Source organism: Streptomyces stoeckheimensis (assembly GCF_045822005.1).
Lineage (GTDB): Bacteria > Actinomycetota > Actinomycetes > Streptomycetales > Streptomycetaceae > Streptomyces > Streptomyces stoeckheimensis.
The window spans coordinates 8,391,403-8,408,230 of sequence record NZ_CP169550.1; the positions used below are offsets into that span (position 1 = coordinate 8,391,403).

The window sequence follows — 16,828 nt, forward strand, 5'->3', positions numbered from 1 at the left end:
GGTGCCTGTGGCGACGGGGACCCGTCAGGAGCGGCCGGGCAGCGCGAGTGCCCGCGTACCCCGCTTGATGAGCTCGTTCGCGATGATCAGGCGCTGGATCTCGGAGGTGCCCTCCCAGATCCGGTCGACGCGCAGTTCCCGGTACATCCGCTCCACGGGGTACGAGCGGTCGTAGCCACGGCCCCCGAAGATCTGCACGCACCGGTCGATGACCCGGCCCGCGGCCTCGCTCGCGGCGAGCTTGGCCGTGGACGCCTTGGCGTGCAGGGTCTTGGGGTCGGTGTGCGGCTGGTCGGCCTCCCAGGCGACCTGGTGGGTGTAGGCGCGGTTGACGGCGATGTCGACGGCGCAGTCGGCGAGCATCCCCTGGATCAGCTGGAAGTCGGCGATGGGGGAGCCGAACTGGCGGCGGCGCACCGACCAGTCACGCGCGAGTTCGAGGGCCCGCTCCGCAGCTCCGACGGTCCGGGCCGCGATCATCAGCCGCTCGTCCGTGAACCACTCCTTCGTCAGCTCGTAGCCGTTGCCGACGCCGCCGAGCACGTCCTCGTCGGCGACGAAGACGTCGGTGAAGGTGAACTCGGGGTGCCCGTTCACCGCGGAGTGCATGAACCGGGGGACCCGGGTCATCTCGACGCCCGCCGCCCCCTTGTCCACGAAGAACAGGGTCGCCGCCCGCTCCGGGCCCGCATCGGCCTGCACCAGCAGGAAGTCGGCGATGTCACCGCAGGTCACGAACCACTTCTCGCCGTTCAGCAGCCAGCCGCCCTCGGTGCGGGTCGCGGTGCTCGTGCACGAGCCGGGGTCCGAGCCGGCACCGGGTTCGGTGACCGCGAACGCGTCGAACCGCTCGCCCCGGATGACGGGCAGGAGGTACTTCTCGCGCTGCGCCTCGGTGCCGTGGGCGAGGACGTTGGCGGGCCGCCAGGGGATGTCCCAGAGGCAGTTGGTGACCTTGCCGAACTCCTCCTCGACGATGACCTGGTCCAGCAGGGACAGGCCGGCCCCGCCCCAGGCCGCGGGCATGTTGATCGCGTAGACGCCGGCGTCCATGGCGGCACGGGTCAGTTCGCGGACCGTCGCGGCGGGCAGGGGGCCACCCGCTTCCTCGGACTGTTCCTCGTACCCCATCAGGAGCTGTGCGTAGGCGGCGGCGCGAGCCTTGAGGGCGGCCTGCTCGGGCGTGTAGCGGAAGTCCATGACGCGCTCCAGGGCGGAAGGGACGGAAGGGACGGGAGGGACGGAAGGGATGTGATGGGTGTGACGGCACCGATGGGTGTGAGCGGTGGGTCGTGCGGGAGGGCGGGCCGGTCGCTCAGCCCAGGACGGCACGTGCGTCCAGCGCCAGGGCGCCGTCCGGGCGGACCAGCAGCGGGTTGACCTCCAGCTCGGCGATCTCCGGATGCGCGGCGGCCACCGTCGTGATGCGTTCGATCACGGCCGCCGCGGCGGCCACGTCGACGGCCGGCCTGCCCCGGACACCGTCGAGCAGTGCGGCGGTCCGCAGCCCCCGCAGCAGCTCCTCCGCCCGCCGCGCCGGTACGGGCGCCAGCGCGAAGGCCACGTCGCGCAGGGTCTCGGTGAGGACCCCGCCGAGCCCGACCATGGCCACCGGTCCGAACCGGGGGTCGTGGTTCACGCCCACGATCAGCTCGATGCCGTCCGAGAGGTCCGCCATCGCCTCGACCGAGTAGGAGCCCGCGCCGAGCCGGGCGTGCATGTCCCGGTAGGCGGCCAAGAGCGCGCCCCGGTCCGCCAGGCGCAGCGCCACGCCACCCGCGTCGGACTTGTGCAGGAGGTGCAGGGCCTTCAGCACGTACGGGCCCTCGAACTCCGCGGCCGCGGCCAGTACTCCGGCCTCGTCGGTGACCTCACGGGCGGCCGGGAACGGCACCCCGGCGGCGCCGAGCAGTGTGCGTACCCCGTGGTACCCCGGATCCGGCAGGGGCGGGGCGGCGGCGGGCAGCGCGGGGATCCCGGGCTGCTCGTGCGGCTCGTGCGGCTCGGGTGCGGAGCCCGCCGGCCGGCCGGTCATCGCCGACAGCGCGCGGGCGGCGTCCTCGGTGGCGGCGAACACCGGTATTCCGGCCTCGGCCAGCACCCGGCAGCTCGGCGACTCGGGATACATCGACTGCACCACCAGCGGCTTCGGCGAGCCCGCGAGGTGGGTGACGATCTTCTCGGCAGCCCGTGTCTCCCCTTCCGCGAGTACGGAGCCGCCCGTCTGCCCGCCGCCGCCCAGGCCGCCCTCGGACGCCGCGTACCCGCCGAAGTAGCCCGTCATCAGGACCGCGTCGACCTCGTCGGCGGCGAGCAGGTGCCCGACCGTGTCGGCGTACGACAGGGGTTCCTGCTCGCCCATCCCCGCCAGGTCGACCGGATTGCCCGTCGCGGACTGCGCCCACAGCACGGTCCGCAGCCGGTCCTGGGTCGCGGGGGCGAACTCCGGCACGTCGAGCCCGGCGTCCTCGGCAACGTCCGCGGCGATCGCCCCGTGGCCCCCGCCGTCGGTGAAGACCGCGGTCCGGCGCCCTCCCGTACGAGGTCCGGGGCGGCTGCTCAGGGCGGCCAGCGCGACGGTCATCTCCCGCGGCGTGCGCACGAGTTCCACTCCGGCGTCCCGGCAGGCGGCGGCCACGACATCGGCCGATGTGGTGAGTGCTCCGGTGTGCGAGCGGGCGCTGCGGGCCGAGGCGGAGCCGCGCCCGGCGGTGAGCAGGACCACCGGCTTGCCCGCCGCGGCGGCGGCCCGGGCGAAGGCCCTGCCGTCGCCGAAGTCCTCGGCGTACACGGCGATCGCCGTGGTGGGCTCGTGGCGGGCGCAGTCCTCGACGAGGTCGACGAGGGTGACGTCGGCCTGGTTGCCGAGGGAGACGAACCGGGAGAAGCCCAGACCGTGCGGAGCGCCGCGGAGCTGGAGTTCGAGGGCGAGGTTGCCGCTCTGGCTGAGCAGGGCGACGCCGCCGGGTGCGAAACGGTCCGAGGCGAGGTACAGCTCGGTCGTGTTGTCGGCGATGCCCAGGCAGTTGGGTCCGACGAGCACGGCTCCGGCCGCCCGGACCCGCGCGACGACCGCGCGCTGCCGGGCCGCTCCCTCGGGGCCGGCTTCGGCGAAGCCGGCGGTGACGCCGACGATGGCCTTCGCCCCGCAGGCCAGGGCCTCTTCCACGGCGGCCTCGAAGCCGCTGCCGGGGACGGAGATCACCACCAGCTCGACGGGTTCGCCGATCGCGGCGAGGGACGGGGCCGCGCTCCTCCCGAGGACGGTGCCGCCGCGCCGGTTCACCAGGTGTATGGGGCGCCGTCCGTCGGCGCGCAATGCCTGGGAGGCGACGGCGTGGCCGTACTTCGCCGGGTCGTCGCTGGCGCCGACCACGGCGACCGAGCGGGGGTCGAAGAGAGCGCTCAGATCACGTTCCATGTCACTTCTCCACTCTGAGAGCGGAGTTGGGGCAGCTCTCGGCGCAGGCGCGCGCCGCTTCCTCGGCGCCGGGCGGCACGGCGACGGCGAGGACCTTCGCGTAGCCCCACTCGTCGAGTTCGACCAGGTGGGGTGCGTGTTCCTGGCACAGTCCGTAGCCCTGGCAGCGGGTGGAGTCCAGCAGGAGTTTCACGGTGTTCCCTTCAGGGCGGGCAAGCGGGGTTCGGTCCGGTCGTCCGCGGCCGCGTCGGAGACGTCCGGTACGGCCACGGTGAGGCGGTGCCCGGGACCGCTCGCGGGTGAGGAGGCGCGGGCGCAGCCGGGACAGGGCCCGCGCAGGTGGGACCGGACGCGTTCGGGGAAGGCGCGCAGGAGGCTGCCGGCCAGGCCCGCGGCGGCGTCGAGCAGGCCGCACGCGCCACGGCCGGGCAGGCCCCGCGACCACCGGTCCAGGTGGACGAGGGTGTCGGGGCCGGCCGTCCCCGCGGCGAGGGCGTACACGGCGTCGCGGACCGCAGCGGTGCCCGAGACGCAGACCCCGCACTGCCGTGCGCTCTCCACCGCGAGGTGACCCACGGCGTCGGCGGCGGTGCCCACCGGGCAGGTCCCGGCGGCGAGGAAGCGGATCGCTGCGCAGCCCAGTGCCGTGTCGGCCGCGGCGAGCGCGCCGGGTTCGAGGGGGAGGTCCAGGGCGCGGGCGTCGACGAGTCCGCCGAACAGGCCGCCCATCAGGGCCCCGGCCGCGTCCGGAGCGCCGAGCTCGGCGGCCAGCGTGCGCAGGGGGACTCCGTAGGGGACCTCGGTGAGGACGGGGGTCGCGCTCCCGCCGGACAGGGTGACCAGGGTGGAGCGGGCGATCGCCTGCCGCAGGCCGGGGAGGGCGGCGGTGAGGGCGATGCGGGCGAGCGTTTCGACGTTGGAGACCAGGGTCGGCGCGCCGCCGACGCCGCGCTCGAAGGGGCGGGGCGGCTTGGCCGTGGGCAGGGCGGGCCCGCCGTCGATCCGGCGGACGACCGCGCTCTCCTCCCCGGCGACGTAGGTGTGGGCGGTCTCGACGACCTCGACGGGCAGGGGCGGCTCCCGTTCGGCGAGGGCCCGGCGCACGCGGTCGGCGGCCACCGGGTCCGATAGGTAGACGTAGCCGCGTACGGCGCCGGTGACCGCGGCGGCGCGGGCGAGGCCGTCGAGGACCAGATGGGGCCTGGCCCGCAGCAGCCAGCGGTCCTTGACCGAACCGGGCTCGCCCTCCTCGCCGTTCGCCACCACCACCGGGACGCCGCCGCGGTCGCGGACGGCGCGCAGTTTGACGGCGGCCGGGAAGCCGGCCCCGCCGCGCCCGCGCAGACCGGATGCGGCGAGGTGGCGCAGCAGCTCGTCCGGGCCGGTGGCGTCGGTGTAGCCGCCGCCGGCGAGGTACGCCTTGAGGTCTTCCACCGTGCCGGGCGCGGCGCCGAGTACGGAGGAGCTCGGTCGTCGCCCCGTCGGGAATCGGATCGTGGTCATCGGCTGCTTCCTGTCCGGGCTGTCAGGGGGACGGCGCGCAGGGTCCGTACGGCGCTCTCGAGTGCGGTGCGGTCTGCGGCGGTGCGGGCGTATCCCGTTCCCGGGAGGCCGATGAGCATGCGGTGGTGGTCGAGGACCACCTCGCCGGCGATCAGGGCGGCCGCGCGGTCGCCCTGCCCGGGGCCGCCGGCCGCGGCGGTCACCAGCGCGGTGACCTCGGCGAGGTAGCGCAGCCAGTCGCGCCGGGTGCCCCGCAGGACCAGGTGCTCCAGGCGGAGTCGCTCGGAGGCGACCAGGTCTGCCGGGGGTGCGGGCTCGGCGGGCTCCGCGGGCTGCATGGGCCCCGTGGGCTGCATGGTTCCCGCAGGGTGCGTGGGTCCCCTCGGTGGAGTGGGCCCCGCAGGGGGATGGTGCGAGGAAGCGCGCAGGGCGGCGACCGCAGCGGGCAGTTCCCGCTCCGGTTCGGGGGTGAGCCCGAGCCAGTCCAGACGCCGACGACCGCTCATGCGTGCCTCCGGGAGGAGTGGGGGTGCCGTGAGCTACCGGGCCGTTGCCGGGAGCCGGGGGCGGTGTGGGGATGCCCGGGGCTCACCGCGGGGACGCCGATGGCGTGCGGCAGGGGGGAGGGGTGTGGGGCCCGGGCGGGTGCCAGGGCGGCGGGGCTGCATCCAGCCCGACCAAAGGGCCCAGAAGAGGCCGAACGTCGGTGCAGCGACAAGAATTACGCTAGCTGACCGATCGGTCAGTGTACAAGTCTTGACCCGGCGGAAATCAGCCAGCAATCTGGCTGTCCAATCGGTCAGCAAGGCCTCGCCGTCCGCCCCGGCCTGCTGTCCACCGCCGGGTCGTCTCGATGCCCTTCGCCGAGACCGATCACCGCACCGCCGGTACGGAGGAGTCACCCGATGCACTCCAGAGCCCCCGAGACGCCCCCGGTCGACCAGCGGGTCCCGGACGTCCCCGGGCCCGCCCTGTCAGCCCGCTACTACACCGATCCCGACACGGCCGCCGAGGAGGTCCGGAAGGTCTTCGCCAAGGCCTGGCAGCTCGTCTGCCACGAGTCCGACCTGCCGAACCCGGGCGCCCGGCTCGCCGCCACCGTCGCCGGCCGCGAGGTGCTCGTCGTCCGCACCGAGGACGGCGCCCTCGCGGCCCACCTCAACGTGTGCCGCCACCGCGGAACGCGCCTGGTCACCGCCCCCGAACCGGCCGGCAAGGCGATCCGCTGCCCCTACCACGGCTGGACCTACCGCCTCGACGGAAGCCTGGTCGGAGCCCCCGAGGCGCGGCAGATCCCCTGCCTCGACAAGCCCGCGCTCGGCCTGTTCCCGGCCCGCGTCGAATCCTTCCTCGGCTTCGTGTTCGTCAACCTCGACCCCGACGCCGTGCCTCTGGCGGAGCAGTGCGCCGGGCTCGCCGAAGCCGTCGGCCACTACGCCGGAGCCGACCTGGTACCGGTCGGCCGCGACCGGATCCACGACCTGGCCGGAGCCGAGGTCCAGGAGGCCAACTGGAAGGTGACGGTCGACAATTACCTGGAGGGCTACCACGTCCCGGTGGCCCACCCCGGCCTGATGCGGCTGCTCGACTACCAGGGCTACTCCTGCGAGATCGCGGAGTCCTACGCCCTGTTCGCCTCGCCCCTGCGGGACAAGCCGTCCTCGAACTGGGCCGAACGCCTCTACCAGCGCATCGCCGCCCCCATGCCCGGCCTCGCCGAAGCCGATCGGCGGGTCTGGCGCTACGCGGTCATCTACCCGAACACCCTCATCGACTTCTACCCCGACCACGTCCTGGCCTGGACCGCGATCCCCACGGCGGTGGACCGGGTCGCCGTCCCCGGCGGCTTCTACACCCGGCGCGGTACGAGCCTGCGCACCCGCATCGCCCGCCGCCTGAACATCCACATCGGCTGGATCACCAACGATGAGGACGTCGAACTCGTCGCCCGCGTGCAGAAGGGGCTCTCCACCCCCGGCTTCGAGCCCGGCCCGCTGTCCCGCCGCGAGTCGGCGGTCGGATGGTTCGCCGGCCGCATCCGGGCGGACCTGGACGCCGTCGCGGATCCCGGCGAGCCCGACGCCGGGCCCTGAACCGCGCCTGAGGCACCAGCCGTTCGCTTGCCCAGCCCAGCCCAGCCCAGCCCAGCCCAGCCCAGCCTCACCCCCCCCCACGCTCCGCCCGCGCACGTCTTCCCATCAGCCGTCTCCCCACGGCCCCCCTACGGAGAGGACCCCGCATGTCCCCCGAGGCACACCTCCTGTCCAGACGCTCTCTCCTCCGCGCCGGCACCGCCACCGCACTCGGCCTCGCGGCAGCCGGCTGCGGGTTCGCGTCCGGTGACGACCCGGCCGGCAAAGCGACCGCGGAGACGCCGATCGACGTCAAGGTCGACGGCGACCTCGTCTACTTCAACTGGGCCGACTTCGTCGACCCGGCCGTCCTTGAAGGCTTCCAGGAGGAGTACGGCGTCAAGGTCGTCCAGTCGAACTTCGACTCGATGGAAGGCATGGCCGCCAAGCTCAACTCCGGGAACCAGTACGACATCATCTTCCCCACGGCGAAATGGTCCCAGCGCCTCGCCGCCGGGGGCAGGCTGCGGACGATCGACCACACCCGGCTGAAGAACGCCGAGGCAGTGTTCGCGGGCTACGACTACTTCGCCGACCCCTGGTACGACCCCGGATCCCGGCACACCGTGCCCTTCACCATGTACAAGACCGGCATCGGCTGGCGCCGCGACCGGCTCGGCGACCTGACCGGTTCCTGGGACGACCTGTGGAACGAGCAGGCCAAGGGCAAGGTCTTCGTACTCGACGACCGCGACGAGGTGCTCGGCATGGGTGCGCTCAAGCTCGGCCTCGACCTCACCACCGACGACCCGGACGACCTCGCGCGCGTCACCGAGACCCTGCGCTCGCTCCGCCCCCGCCTGCGCGGCTTCTCCAGCGACAGCTACAACAACCTGCTCAACGGCAACGCCGACATGACGCAGGCGTGGAGCGGGGACATGGCCGCCATGCTCGCCCAGGCCGAGGACCCCGCCGTCTTCGGCTTCGAGATCGCCCGCGAGGGCGCCCCCCTCAACTCCGACTGTTACGCGATCCCCGTCAACGCGCAGCACCCCGGCACCGCGATGCTCTTCATCGACTACATGCTCCGCCCTTCGAGCGTGAAGAAGAACATCGAGTACATCGGCTACCCCATGCCGGTGCGCGGCAGCGAGGACACCTACACGGCGCTCGTGGAGCCGTTCCCCCAGTGCCAGGTGACGGCGGCCGACCTCAAGGACGACCTCTACTTCCGCAACGGCACCACCAAGGGCGAGCAGCACCGCGACGCCGCCTGGACCGACGTGAAGGCCGGCTGACATGCCACGACCTGCTCTCCGGGATCCGCGGAACCGATCCGCGCCGACCCGACCGCCGCGCGGGGGACGGGCCGGGAAGGAGGCGAGGCTGTGGACCTGGTTCCTGCTCCCTGGCACCCTCTGGATGACCGGATTCCTCGTGGCGTCCCTGCTCCTGGTGGCCACCCTCGCCCTCGGCACCACCGACCCGCTCGGAAACCCGCGCTTCGGGCTCAACTTCGAGAACTTCGCCTCGCTCGCCGATCCGGCCTACCGCACCGTCCTCTTGCGTTCGCTCGGCTACGCGCTGTTCACCTGCCTCGTCTGCCTGGCCGTGGCCTACCCCGTCGCCTACGCCATCGCCCTGCGCGGCGGCCGATTCAAGAGCCTGCTCATCGCCGCGATCGTCGTCCCGTTCTTCGCCAACTACCTGGTACGGATGTACGGCTGGTCCGTGGTGCTCTCCGACGACGGACCGGTGCTGAGGGCCCTGCGCGCGATCGGCCTCGCCGACGGCGACACCAAGATCCTCCAGACCGCCCCGGGGGTCATCGCCGGACTCGTCTACGGTTTCGTCGTCTTCATGATCATCCCGCTGTACGCGGCCATGGAGCGCATGGACACCTCGCTCATCGAGGCCGGACGGGACCTCTACGGCGGCCCCTTGAGGACCTTCGTCTTCGTCACCGTGCCCGCCACCCGCCAGGGCGCGGCCGCCGGATGCGTCCTCGTCTTCCTGCCCGCCATGGGCGACTTCGTCAGCGCACAGCTCATGGGAGGCCCCGACCAGATCATGATCGGCAACCTGATCCAGGACAAGTTCTTCCAGGGCCAGAACTGGCCGCTCGGCTCGGCCCTGACCATCCTGCTGATGGCGGTCCTGCTGCTCGGGATGCTCGGCTACCTGAGGCGCACCCGCAAGGACGAGGCGGAGGCGGTCCGATGACCCCGAGCCCCGTTCCCCGTACGGCACCGTCACCTGGTCCGGCACCGTCACCCCGTACGCCGCGCAGGAGACGGCGCCGCGGAGCCGACCGCCGGCCCCGGTTCGCCATCGCCGTCACCGCGGTCTTCTTCGTGCTGCTCTACCTGCCCGTCGGAGTCGTCGTCCTGTTCTCCTTCAACGCGCAGAAGTCCCTCACCGTCTTCGACGGAGTGAGCCTGCGCTGGTACCGCGCGTTCCTCCGCGACGACGTGCTCGTCGGCTCGCTCGGCATGAGCCTGCAGGTGTCCCTGGTCGCGATGGCCGTCTCGCTCGTCCTCGGCGTGGCCCTCGCCCTCGGCCTGGTCCGCGGCCGCGGCCGCCTCGGCTCCTTCGCCGGCCTGGTCATGCTCGTACCGCTGATCACCCCGGAGATCGTCACCGGCGTCGCATCGATGATGCTCTTCAAGGGCCTCGGCATCACCCTGTCCACCACCACCGTGATGCTCGCCGAGGTCACCTTCTCCATCTCCTACGTCACCGTCATCCTGCGCTCCCGCATCGCCGCCCTCAACCCGGAGGTCGAGGAGGCGGCGATGGACCTCGGTGCCACCCGCGGACAGGCCCTGCGCCTGGTGACCCTGCCCGCGCTGCTGCCCGGCATCCTCGCGTCCGGGGTGCTGATCTTCGCCCTGGTCTTCGACGACTTCGTCCTCGCCTACTTCACCACCGGCGTCGACCCGCAACCGCTCTCCGTCCGCATCTACTCGGCGATCAGGTTCGGCGTCCAGCCCACCATCAACGCCGTCGGCACCCTGATGCTCGTCGGGTCCATCGCCCTCATCGCCTTCGCGCTCTCCATCCCGCGCCTCTTCGGCCGCCGAGGCGGCCTCGATCTGCTCCCGGGGAAGTGACACCCATGCATCACCCGAACCCTGACCCGCCCGCGGAACCGCGCACGGCCGACGCGCACCAGCCCGCTGCCGCCCACGACGACGTTGTCCCACACGCCACGACTGTCCTGCAGGCCACAGGCACCCCGCAGGCCACAGGCACCCCGCACCCCGCAGGCGCCCCGCACCCCGCCGTCCGGCTCGACCGGGTCGCCAAGCGGTACCGCAACACGCACACCTACGCCGTCCACGACGTCACCCTCGACATCGCCCCGGGCGAGTTCTTCTCCCTCCTCGGCCCCTCCGGCTGCGGAAAGACGACCTTGCTGCGCATGACCGGAGGCTTCGTCGACCCCACGGAGGGCAGCGTCCTGCTCGACGGCGAGGACGTCACGGGCCTGCCGCCCAACAAGCGCAACGTCAACACGGTCTTCCAGAGCTACGCCCTCTTCGACCACCTCTCGCTCGCCGACAACGTGGCCTTCGGCCTCAAGCGCAGCGGCGTCCCCCGCGCCGAGATCCGCCGGCGGGTCGGGGACATGCTGGACCTCGTACAGCTCGGTGAACTGGCCGGCCGCAAACCGACCACGCTCTCCGGCGGCCAGCGCCAGCGCGTCGCCCTCGCCCGCGCCCTGGTCAACCGGCCCCAAGTCCTGCTCCTGGACGAGCCGCTGGCCGCCCTCGACCTGAAGCTGCGCCGCCGGATGCAGGTCGAGCTCAAGCAGATCCAGCGCGAGGTCGGCATCACCTTCGTCTTCGTCACCCACGACCAGGACGAGGCCCTGACCATGTCGGACCGCCTCGCCGTCATGAACGAGGGCCGCATCGAGCAGTGCGGCACGCCGGAGGACGTGTACGAACGCCCCACGAGCAGCTTCGTGGCCTCCTTCATGGGCACCTCCAACCTGGTCCCGGGGACCTACCGCTCCGGCCGCGTCGTACTCGACCAGGGCCCCGCCCTGCCCGTAGGGCCCCGGGCCGGCGTCCCCGACGGCAGCCGGGTCAGCCTCTCGATCCGCCCGGAGAAGATCTGGCTCTCCGGCTTCGAACCCGGCATGGCCCAGGTCAGCGGTGTCGTCCGGGAGACCGTGTACTGCGGACCGACCACCACCTACCTCATCGAACTGGCCCCCGGCGTCACGGTGTCCGTACTGGAGCAGAACACCGTCCGCTCCCGCATGGAGGACCGCTGGAGCGGCGGCGAGCAGGTCGAGATCGGCTGGAACCCCGAACACTGCCTGGTCCTCGACTGACCCGTCCGGCACCGACCGAAGGAAGCACACCCATGAACCACGACGTCATCGTGCTCGGCGCCGGACTGGCAGGTCTCGCCGCCGCGCGCGACCTGGCCGCGGGCGGGGCCGACGTCCTCGTCGTCGAGGCCCGCGACCGGGTCGGCGGACGCGTAGAACAGACCACCCTCCCCGACGGCCGGCTGGTCCAGCTCGGCGGGGAGGTGGTGGGCCGGGCCCACACCGCCTACACCGCTCTGGCCGCGGAACTCGGCCTCACCCTGGTCCCCAGCTACGTCGCCGAGCCCGGCGCCCTCGCCCGCGCCACCCCCGAAGGCGTCTCCGCCGCGGACCCGCCCCACTGGTTCGGCCCGGGCGACGACGACTGCCACGCCAAGGTCACCGCCGCCTTCACGGCGCTCGCCGCCGGCGTCGACCCGGCCGACCCCTGGTCCCACGCCGAGGCCGCGCACCTCGACCGACTGTCGGTGGGCGACTGGCTCCGTGCCCAGGGCGCCACCCAGGCCGTGGTGCGCCTCTGGGAGATCGGCCAACTCGCCCTCGCCGACGGCTCCTGCGAACGGACCTCCCTCCTCGCCTCCCTCCGCAAACACGCCGCGGTACCCGGCACCGGCCACTACGAGCACGAGGCGTGGGAGGGCCTGCGCGTCGCCGAGGGATCGGCGACCGTGGCCCTGCGCATGGCCGAGGCCCTCGGCGGCCGGATCCATACGGGTTCCCCCGTCGAGTCGGTCGCCGTACGGCGGCCCGGCCGCAGCTCCGTACGCCTGGCCGGCGGCGAAACCCTCACCGCCGCCGCCGTGGTCAGCGCCCTCCCGGCCGGCCCGCTCCGCGCGGTCGCCGTCACCGGGGTCTCCGACGAGCGCCTCTCCTCCCTGCACCGCCAACGCCACGCCCTCGCGGCCAAGTTCACCGCCGCATACGCCCGCCCCTTCTGGCGCGACCAGGGCCTCAGCGGCCTCTCCGAAAGCGAAGGCGTCCTCGGCAGCACCTGGCCGCAGAGCGAGGGCATCCTCTCCGCCCTCGTCCCGCCCGAACGCTACGGCGTCCTCCTCGGCGTGCCCGCCCCCCTGCGCACCGCCGAACTACTGGCCGACATCGCGCGCCTCTACGGAGACGAGGCCCACCGGCCGCTCGCCACCTTCCTCCGGATGTGGGGCACCGACCCGTGGACCCAGGGGTACGTCACCCAGTGGACCCCCGGTGACGTCATGGCCGTCGGCCCCCGGCACGGCACCCACGAACCCCCCTTCTACGTCTGCGGGTCCGACCAGTGGGTGGCCGGCTACATGGAAGGCGCGGTCCGCACCGGCCGCGCCGCCGCCGAGGAGGCCCTGCGCCGTGGCTGACACCCCGCACGACCCCAGCGCACCCCCGCACCGCCCCATCGGGACCCTGCACAACCACATCGGGGGAGTGGACCGGCCCGCCGCCTCGGGCGAAACCATGGCCCTCACCGACCCCGCCACCGGCCGCGTGCACCGCCACGCCCCGCGCTCGGGCCCCGCCGACACGGACGCGGCCTGCTTCGCGGCAGCGGCCGCGTACGGGCACTGGTCCACCACGACCCCGGCAGACCGCCAGCGCGCCCTCCTCGGCATCGCCGACGCCATCGAGGCGCACGCGGAGGCGTTCACGGCCGCCGAGACCGGGGACACCGGCAAGCCCGCCGAGCAGTTCAGGGACGACGAGCTGCCCGGGATCGCCGACACCTTCCGCTACTTCGCCGGAGCCGCCCGGAACCTCCCGGGCGCCGCCGCGGCCGAGTACACCGAGGGCCGCACCTCCCTGCTGCGCCGCGAACCGGTCGGGGTCTGCGCCCAGATCACCCCCTGGAACTACCCGTTGATGATGGCCGCATGGAAGATCGCTCCGGCCATCGCCGCCGGCAACACCACGGTGCTCAAGCCCGCCGACACCACCCCCTCCTCGTCCGTGCTCCTGGCCCGGATCGCCGCGGACCACCTGCCCCCGGGCGTGTTCAACGTCGTCTGCGGGGACCGTGACACAGGCCGCGCCCTCACCGCCCACCCGGCGGTCGCCCTGATCGCCGTCACCGGCAGCGTCCGGGCCGGACAGGAGATCGCGGCAGCCGCCGCGGCCGGCCTCAAACGGGTCCACCTGGAACTGGGCGGCAACGCACCCGTCATCGTCCACGAGGACGTGGACGTGGAGGCCACCGCCGCCGCGCTCGCCGGGGTCGCCTTCTACAACGCCGGCCAGGACTGCACCGCGCCCACCCGGCTGCTGGTCCACCGCCGGATCCACGACGCGTTCCTCGCGGCCTTCGCCGCCCGGGCGGCCGGGCTCCGCGCCGGCGCCGACTTCGGCCCCCTCAACAACACCGCCCAACTGGCCTCCGTACGGGGGCTTCTGGACCGCCTGCCCGCCCACGCCGGGATCGTCACCGGCGGCAGCCGACTCCCGCGCCCCGGCTTCTTCCACGAGCCCACCGTGGTCGCGGGCGCCCACCAGGACGACGAGATCGTGCAGGAGGAGATCTTCGGACCCGTCGTGACCGTCCAGTCCTTCGCGGACGAAGCCGAGGCCCTGCACCTGGCCAACGGCGTGCGCTTCGGTCTGGCCGCGAGCGTGTGGACCACCGACCACGACCGCGCGATGCGCGCGACCCGCGCCCTGCACACCGGCATCGTCTGGGTGAACACCCACGGCACCACGGTGTCCGAGATGCCACACGGCGGAGTCAAGCACTCCGGCTACGGCAGCGACCTCTCCCTGTCCGGCCTCCTGGACTACACCCAGGTCAAGCACGTCATGCTGTGAGCGAGGGCTCCGGTTCACCGGGGGCGGGGTCGTCCACGGCCAGCAGGGTCAGCGGTACGTTGCCGCGTACGGCCTGTGCGTAGGGGCAGACCTCGTCCGCCCGGTGCAGCAGCGGCTGGAGGTCCGCGGCCCGCCACCCGGGCAGGCTGACGGTGAGGGCCACCGCGAGGCCGTAGCCCGCGGGCGTGTCCGTGGTGCCGAGCTGTACTTCGCAGGCCACGCGCGCCGCCGAGGCGTCCGCCCCGAACTCGGCGGCCACCTCCGCGAGCGCGGAGGTGAAGCAGGCGGCGAAACCGGCCGCGAAGAGCTGCTCGGGGTTGGTGGTGCCCGGGACCTTCTTGCGCGGCGGGGCGAGGCGGACGTCCAGGCGCCCGTCGTCGGTGCGGACGGATCCGGTACGGCCGCCGGCGGCGTGCGCGGTCGTCCGGTACAGGCTGCGGGTGAGTGGCACGGTCATGGCGTTCGGCCCATCTTGCTCGACGAGGACGCTGCCCGGGCGCGGACAGCGGAGGGCGCCGCTCGTGCGGCACCTCGCGCGTCGTCGTGCGTAACCGGGTACGGCGCATCTCGTCCGGGGCCTCGGGTCGGCCGCCGGACAATCTAGCAACGGCGACGACCGTGCGGGGCGTCGCTCGCGGTGACGCTCCTCACCCGCGGTGACCCTCCGCACCGCTGCCGGCCCGGTCGCGATCCGCGGACCCGGGCCGGTGCCCGCTCCGGTACGCCCCCGGAGGCATGCCCTCCCACCGGGTGAAGGCACGGACCAGGGACGTCGCGCCGCTCAGGCCGACGAGCGGTGCGATCCGGTCCAGCGGCAGGTCCGTGGTCTCCAGCAACCGCCCGGCCCGGCCGTGGCGGGCGGTGTCGAGGAGCGCGCGCCAGGACGTGCCCTCCGCCTGCAGGGACCTGCGCAGGGTCCGGACGCTGAGGCCGAGCTCCCCGGCGGGGCCCTCGGGGCCCGCGTCCTGGAGGGCGGCGTCCTCCAGCCACTGCCGTACCCGCTCCGCGACGGTCCCGGCGGCGGACAGCCGGTGCAGCAGCCGGTCGGCGTAGGACCGGTGCAGGGCGTTCAGTGCCGGGTCGTAGAGGGGGCGGCGCCGGTCGAGGTCCTCGTCGGCGACCGTGATCGCCGTCTCCGCGGCGTCGAAGGAGACGGGACAGCCGAGGACGTCGGCGTAGGGCTCCGCCGCGCCCCTGCGGGGGTGGGTGAACGACACGGCCAGGGGCGCCCAGCCGTCGCCGGCGACCCAGCGGCCCGCCCGCACCATGCTGCTGACGACCGCCTCCACCTGCTGGGGGTGCATGGCCGCGGGGGCGACGGTGGGCCGGTAGCAGACCCGGCCGACGCCGCCGTGGCGGTGCAGGGTCACCTTGCCCGCCTGGCTCACCAGGGGGTGGTAGCGCTCTGCCGCCTGAGCGGCGTCCGCGAGGCTGGCGCAGGTGAGGACGAGGTGGCCCAGGATGTGCAGGCCCTCGGGCCTGATGCGGTCGCCCACCAGGAGCCCGGTGTGCGGGCCGGCGCCCACGGCGCCGAGCACTTCGTCCCACAGGGCGCGCATCTCGCCGAAGTCCAGCCGGTCCGTGGGCAAGCTCCGGGAAACCGACCCGCCGGTGCCGTCCGCCGTGGCGCTCAGGACGGCGAGGGCGTAACACGCGGTGACGGAGGGCGACTCGATGGCTGACACGTCGGTCAGTCAATGCGGGCGCACCGCCCCAGTCAACACCGCACCCCTCGACAGCGCACCCCTCGACCCCGAGTCGGCGCCCCGGCCCGCGGCGGTCCGGAGAGTCAACGGGTTGGCCGCCGGAGTCAATGACGGGGCCGCGGACCGCTCCTAAGGTCGGCCTGCGGGCAGCGAGGGACTCAGGGCCTCCGCAGCGCCGGGGAAGCGTGCCGCCCTCGTCGCCGTCCCGGTCACCACCGCTCAGAGGAGTACGCCGTGATTCTCTTCCTGCTCCCCGCGGGCGACTACGACCCCACCGAGGCGGCCGTGCCCTGGGCCGCGCTGCGGGACGCCGGATTCGAGGTGCGGTTCGCGACCCCGGACGGCAAGGCCGCGTACGCCGACCCCCGGCTCACGGACCTCGGCTTCTCCTGGCTGTCACCCTGGCTGATGACCCGCCGCGCCGAGCTCGCCGCCTACCGGAACCTCACCGAGGACCCCCATTTCCTCGCCCCCTCCTCGTACAAGGAGGTGGACCCGGCCGACATCACGGGCCTGTTCGTCCCCGGCGGCCACGCCGCGGGCATGCGCACGCTGCTCGAAGACGCCACCGCCCAGTACCTGTTCGCCCGGGTCTTCACCCAGGGGCTGCCGGTGGGGGCCGTCTGCCACGGAGTGCTTCTCGCCGCCCGGGCCAAGGATCCCGTCACCGGGCGCTCGGTCCTCCACGGCCGCCGGACGACGGCCTTGACGTCCCTGCTGGAACTGACCGGGTGGAACCTCACCCGGCTCTGGCTGGGGCGCTACTACCGCACCTACCGCACCACTGTGCAGGGGGAGGTCACCGCGGCGCTCGCCGACCCGGCCCACTTCCTCGCCGGCCCCGCCCTGCCCGTCCGCGATACCGCAGCCCGGCCCGGACGCGGCTTCACCGTCAAGGACGGCAACTACGTCTCCGCGCGGTGGCCCGGCGACTGCCACCGCTTGGCGGCCGACTACCTGGCCCTGGTCCGGGAGCACGTCATGTCATGAACGCCTC

The 16,828-nt window shown here is 73.4% G+C and carries 15 protein-coding genes and 1 riboswitch; of the genes, 8 read left to right on the top strand and 7 right to left on the bottom strand.

What is annotated here, in order from left to right; all coding sequences use genetic code 11:
- Nucleotides 1-24 precede the first annotated feature (24 nt).
- The 5 genes from ACE1OC_RS38045 to ACE1OC_RS38065 form a co-directional block, all read right to left on the bottom strand.
- Nucleotides 25-1,200 (bottom strand): acyl-CoA dehydrogenase family protein, encoded by a 1,176-nt coding sequence (locus tag ACE1OC_RS38045; RefSeq protein ID WP_407840865.1) that lies wholly within the window; start codon nucleotides 1,198-1,200, stop codon nucleotides 25-27.
- A 115-nt stretch (nucleotides 1,201-1,315) separates the two neighbouring features.
- Nucleotides 1,316-3,421: an acetate--CoA ligase family protein gene (locus tag ACE1OC_RS38050; RefSeq protein ID WP_407840866.1), complete on the bottom strand. Its 2,106-nt coding sequence runs from the start codon at nucleotides 3,419-3,421 to the stop codon at nucleotides 1,316-1,318.
- Nucleotide 3,422: 1 nt separating this feature from the next.
- Nucleotides 3,423-3,614: a ferredoxin gene (locus ACE1OC_RS38055; RefSeq protein ID WP_407840867.1), complete on the bottom strand. Its 192-nt coding sequence runs from the start codon at nucleotides 3,612-3,614 to the stop codon at nucleotides 3,423-3,425.
- Nucleotides 3,611-4,924, bottom strand: coding sequence for an NADH-ubiquinone oxidoreductase-F iron-sulfur binding region domain-containing protein (locus ACE1OC_RS38060; protein WP_407840868.1), 1,314 nt, complete (start codon nucleotides 4,922-4,924; stop codon nucleotides 3,611-3,613). The genes ACE1OC_RS38055 and ACE1OC_RS38060 overlap by 4 nt, the downstream gene beginning before the upstream one ends.
- Complete coding sequence (locus tag ACE1OC_RS38065; protein ID WP_407840869.1) at nucleotides 4,921-5,430, bottom strand: hypothetical protein; 510 nt, start codon at nucleotides 5,428-5,430, stop codon at nucleotides 4,921-4,923. The genes ACE1OC_RS38060 and ACE1OC_RS38065 overlap by 4 nt, the downstream gene beginning before the upstream one ends.
- A gap of 399 nt (nucleotides 5,431-5,829) precedes the next feature.
- Here ACE1OC_RS38065 and ACE1OC_RS38070 point away from each other — a divergent pair, with 399 nt between their 5' ends.
- The 7 genes from ACE1OC_RS38070 to ACE1OC_RS38100 all read left to right on the top strand — a co-directional run bounded on the left by ACE1OC_RS38070 (nucleotide 5,830) and on the right by ACE1OC_RS38100 (nucleotide 14,125).
- Nucleotides 5,830-7,017 carry an aromatic ring-hydroxylating oxygenase subunit alpha gene (locus ACE1OC_RS38070; RefSeq protein ID WP_407840870.1) on the top strand — a complete coding sequence of 396 codons (1,188 nt, stop codon included), beginning with the start codon at nucleotides 5,830-5,832 and terminating at the stop codon, nucleotides 7,015-7,017.
- A gap of 146 nt (nucleotides 7,018-7,163) precedes the next feature.
- Nucleotides 7,164-8,294: a polyamine ABC transporter substrate-binding protein gene (locus ACE1OC_RS38075; RefSeq protein ID WP_407840871.1), complete on the top strand. Its 1,131-nt coding sequence runs from the start codon at nucleotides 7,164-7,166 to the stop codon at nucleotides 8,292-8,294.
- Between the two features lie 124 nt (nucleotides 8,295-8,418).
- Nucleotides 8,419-9,219 carry an ABC transporter permease gene (locus ACE1OC_RS38080; RefSeq protein WP_407840872.1) on the top strand — a complete coding sequence of 267 codons (801 nt, stop codon included), beginning with the start codon at nucleotides 8,419-8,421 and terminating at the stop codon, nucleotides 9,217-9,219.
- The gene (locus ACE1OC_RS38085) at nucleotides 9,216-10,109 is read left to right on the top strand and encodes an ABC transporter permease (RefSeq protein ID WP_407840873.1); all 894 of its coding nucleotides are present in this window, start codon (nucleotides 9,216-9,218) and stop codon (nucleotides 10,107-10,109) included. The genes ACE1OC_RS38080 and ACE1OC_RS38085 overlap by 4 nt, the downstream gene beginning before the upstream one ends.
- A gap of 5 nt (nucleotides 10,110-10,114) precedes the next feature.
- Nucleotides 10,115-11,341 carry an ABC transporter ATP-binding protein gene (locus ACE1OC_RS38090; protein ID WP_407840874.1) on the top strand — a complete coding sequence of 409 codons (1,227 nt, stop codon included), beginning with the start codon at nucleotides 10,115-10,117 and terminating at the stop codon, nucleotides 11,339-11,341.
- A gap of 32 nt (nucleotides 11,342-11,373) precedes the next feature.
- Nucleotides 11,374-12,690, top strand: coding sequence for a flavin monoamine oxidase family protein (locus ACE1OC_RS38095; protein ID WP_407840875.1), 1,317 nt, complete (start codon nucleotides 11,374-11,376; stop codon nucleotides 12,688-12,690).
- A gap of 97 nt (nucleotides 12,691-12,787) precedes the next feature.
- Entirely contained in the window at nucleotides 12,788-14,125 is a 1,338-nt protein-coding gene (locus ACE1OC_RS38100; RefSeq protein WP_407841810.1) for an aldehyde dehydrogenase family protein, read from the top strand.
- On the opposite strand, the gene ACE1OC_RS38105 is transcribed toward ACE1OC_RS38100, so the two are convergent.
- Together ACE1OC_RS38105 and ACE1OC_RS38110 are read right to left on the bottom strand one after the other, a co-directional pair.
- On the bottom strand, nucleotides 14,115-14,582 hold the full coding sequence (locus ACE1OC_RS38105; RefSeq protein WP_250739927.1) for an Ohr family peroxiredoxin: 468 nt from the start codon (nucleotides 14,580-14,582) through the stop codon (nucleotides 14,115-14,117). The genes ACE1OC_RS38100 and ACE1OC_RS38105 overlap by 11 nt on opposite strands.
- 75 nt (nucleotides 14,583-14,657) lie before the next feature.
- Nucleotides 14,658-14,726: riboswitch (guanidine-III (ykkC-III) riboswitch) on the bottom strand.
- 46 nt (nucleotides 14,727-14,772) lie between these two features.
- Complete coding sequence (locus ACE1OC_RS38110; RefSeq protein WP_407840876.1) at nucleotides 14,773-15,810, bottom strand: AraC family transcriptional regulator; 1,038 nt, start codon at nucleotides 15,808-15,810, stop codon at nucleotides 14,773-14,775.
- Between the two features lie 255 nt (nucleotides 15,811-16,065).
- On the opposite strand from ACE1OC_RS38110, the gene ACE1OC_RS38115 reads away from it, so the two are divergent.
- Nucleotides 16,066-16,821, top strand: coding sequence for a type 1 glutamine amidotransferase domain-containing protein (locus ACE1OC_RS38115; protein WP_407840877.1), 756 nt, complete (start codon nucleotides 16,066-16,068; stop codon nucleotides 16,819-16,821).
- The last annotated feature ends 7 nt before the right edge of the window (nucleotides 16,822-16,828 follow it).

Bases quoted from the DNA above. Each gene is read 5' to 3' on its own strand.
- ACE1OC_RS38045 (WP_407840865.1), bottom strand. From the start codon at position 1,200: ATGGACTTCCGCTACACGCCCGAGCAGGCCGCCCTCAAGGCTCGCGCC.
- ACE1OC_RS38050 (WP_407840866.1), bottom strand. From the start codon at position 3,421: ATGGAACGTGATCTGAGCGCTCTCTTCGACCCCCGCTCGGTCGCCGTG.
- ACE1OC_RS38060 (WP_407840868.1), bottom strand. From the start codon at position 4,924: ATGACCACGATCCGATTCCCGACGGGGCGACGACCGAGCTCCTCCGTA.
- ACE1OC_RS38065 (WP_407840869.1), bottom strand. From the start codon at position 5,430: ATGAGCGGTCGTCGGCGTCTGGACTGGCTCGGGCTCACCCCCGAACCG.
- ACE1OC_RS38070 (WP_407840870.1), top strand. From the start codon at position 5,830: ATGCACTCCAGAGCCCCCGAGACGCCCCCGGTCGACCAGCGGGTCCCG.
- ACE1OC_RS38075 (WP_407840871.1), top strand. From the start codon at position 7,164: ATGTCCCCCGAGGCACACCTCCTGTCCAGACGCTCTCTCCTCCGCGCC.
- ACE1OC_RS38080 (WP_407840872.1), top strand. From the start codon at position 8,419: ATGACCGGATTCCTCGTGGCGTCCCTGCTCCTGGTGGCCACCCTCGCC.
- ACE1OC_RS38085 (WP_407840873.1), top strand. From the start codon at position 9,216: ATGACCCCGAGCCCCGTTCCCCGTACGGCACCGTCACCTGGTCCGGCA.
- ACE1OC_RS38090 (WP_407840874.1), top strand. From the start codon at position 10,115: ATGCATCACCCGAACCCTGACCCGCCCGCGGAACCGCGCACGGCCGAC.
- ACE1OC_RS38095 (WP_407840875.1), top strand. From the start codon at position 11,374: ATGAACCACGACGTCATCGTGCTCGGCGCCGGACTGGCAGGTCTCGCC.
- ACE1OC_RS38100 (WP_407841810.1), top strand. From the start codon at position 12,788: ATGGCCCTCACCGACCCCGCCACCGGCCGCGTGCACCGCCACGCCCCG.
- ACE1OC_RS38105 (WP_250739927.1), bottom strand. From the start codon at position 14,582: ATGACCGTGCCACTCACCCGCAGCCTGTACCGGACGACCGCGCACGCC.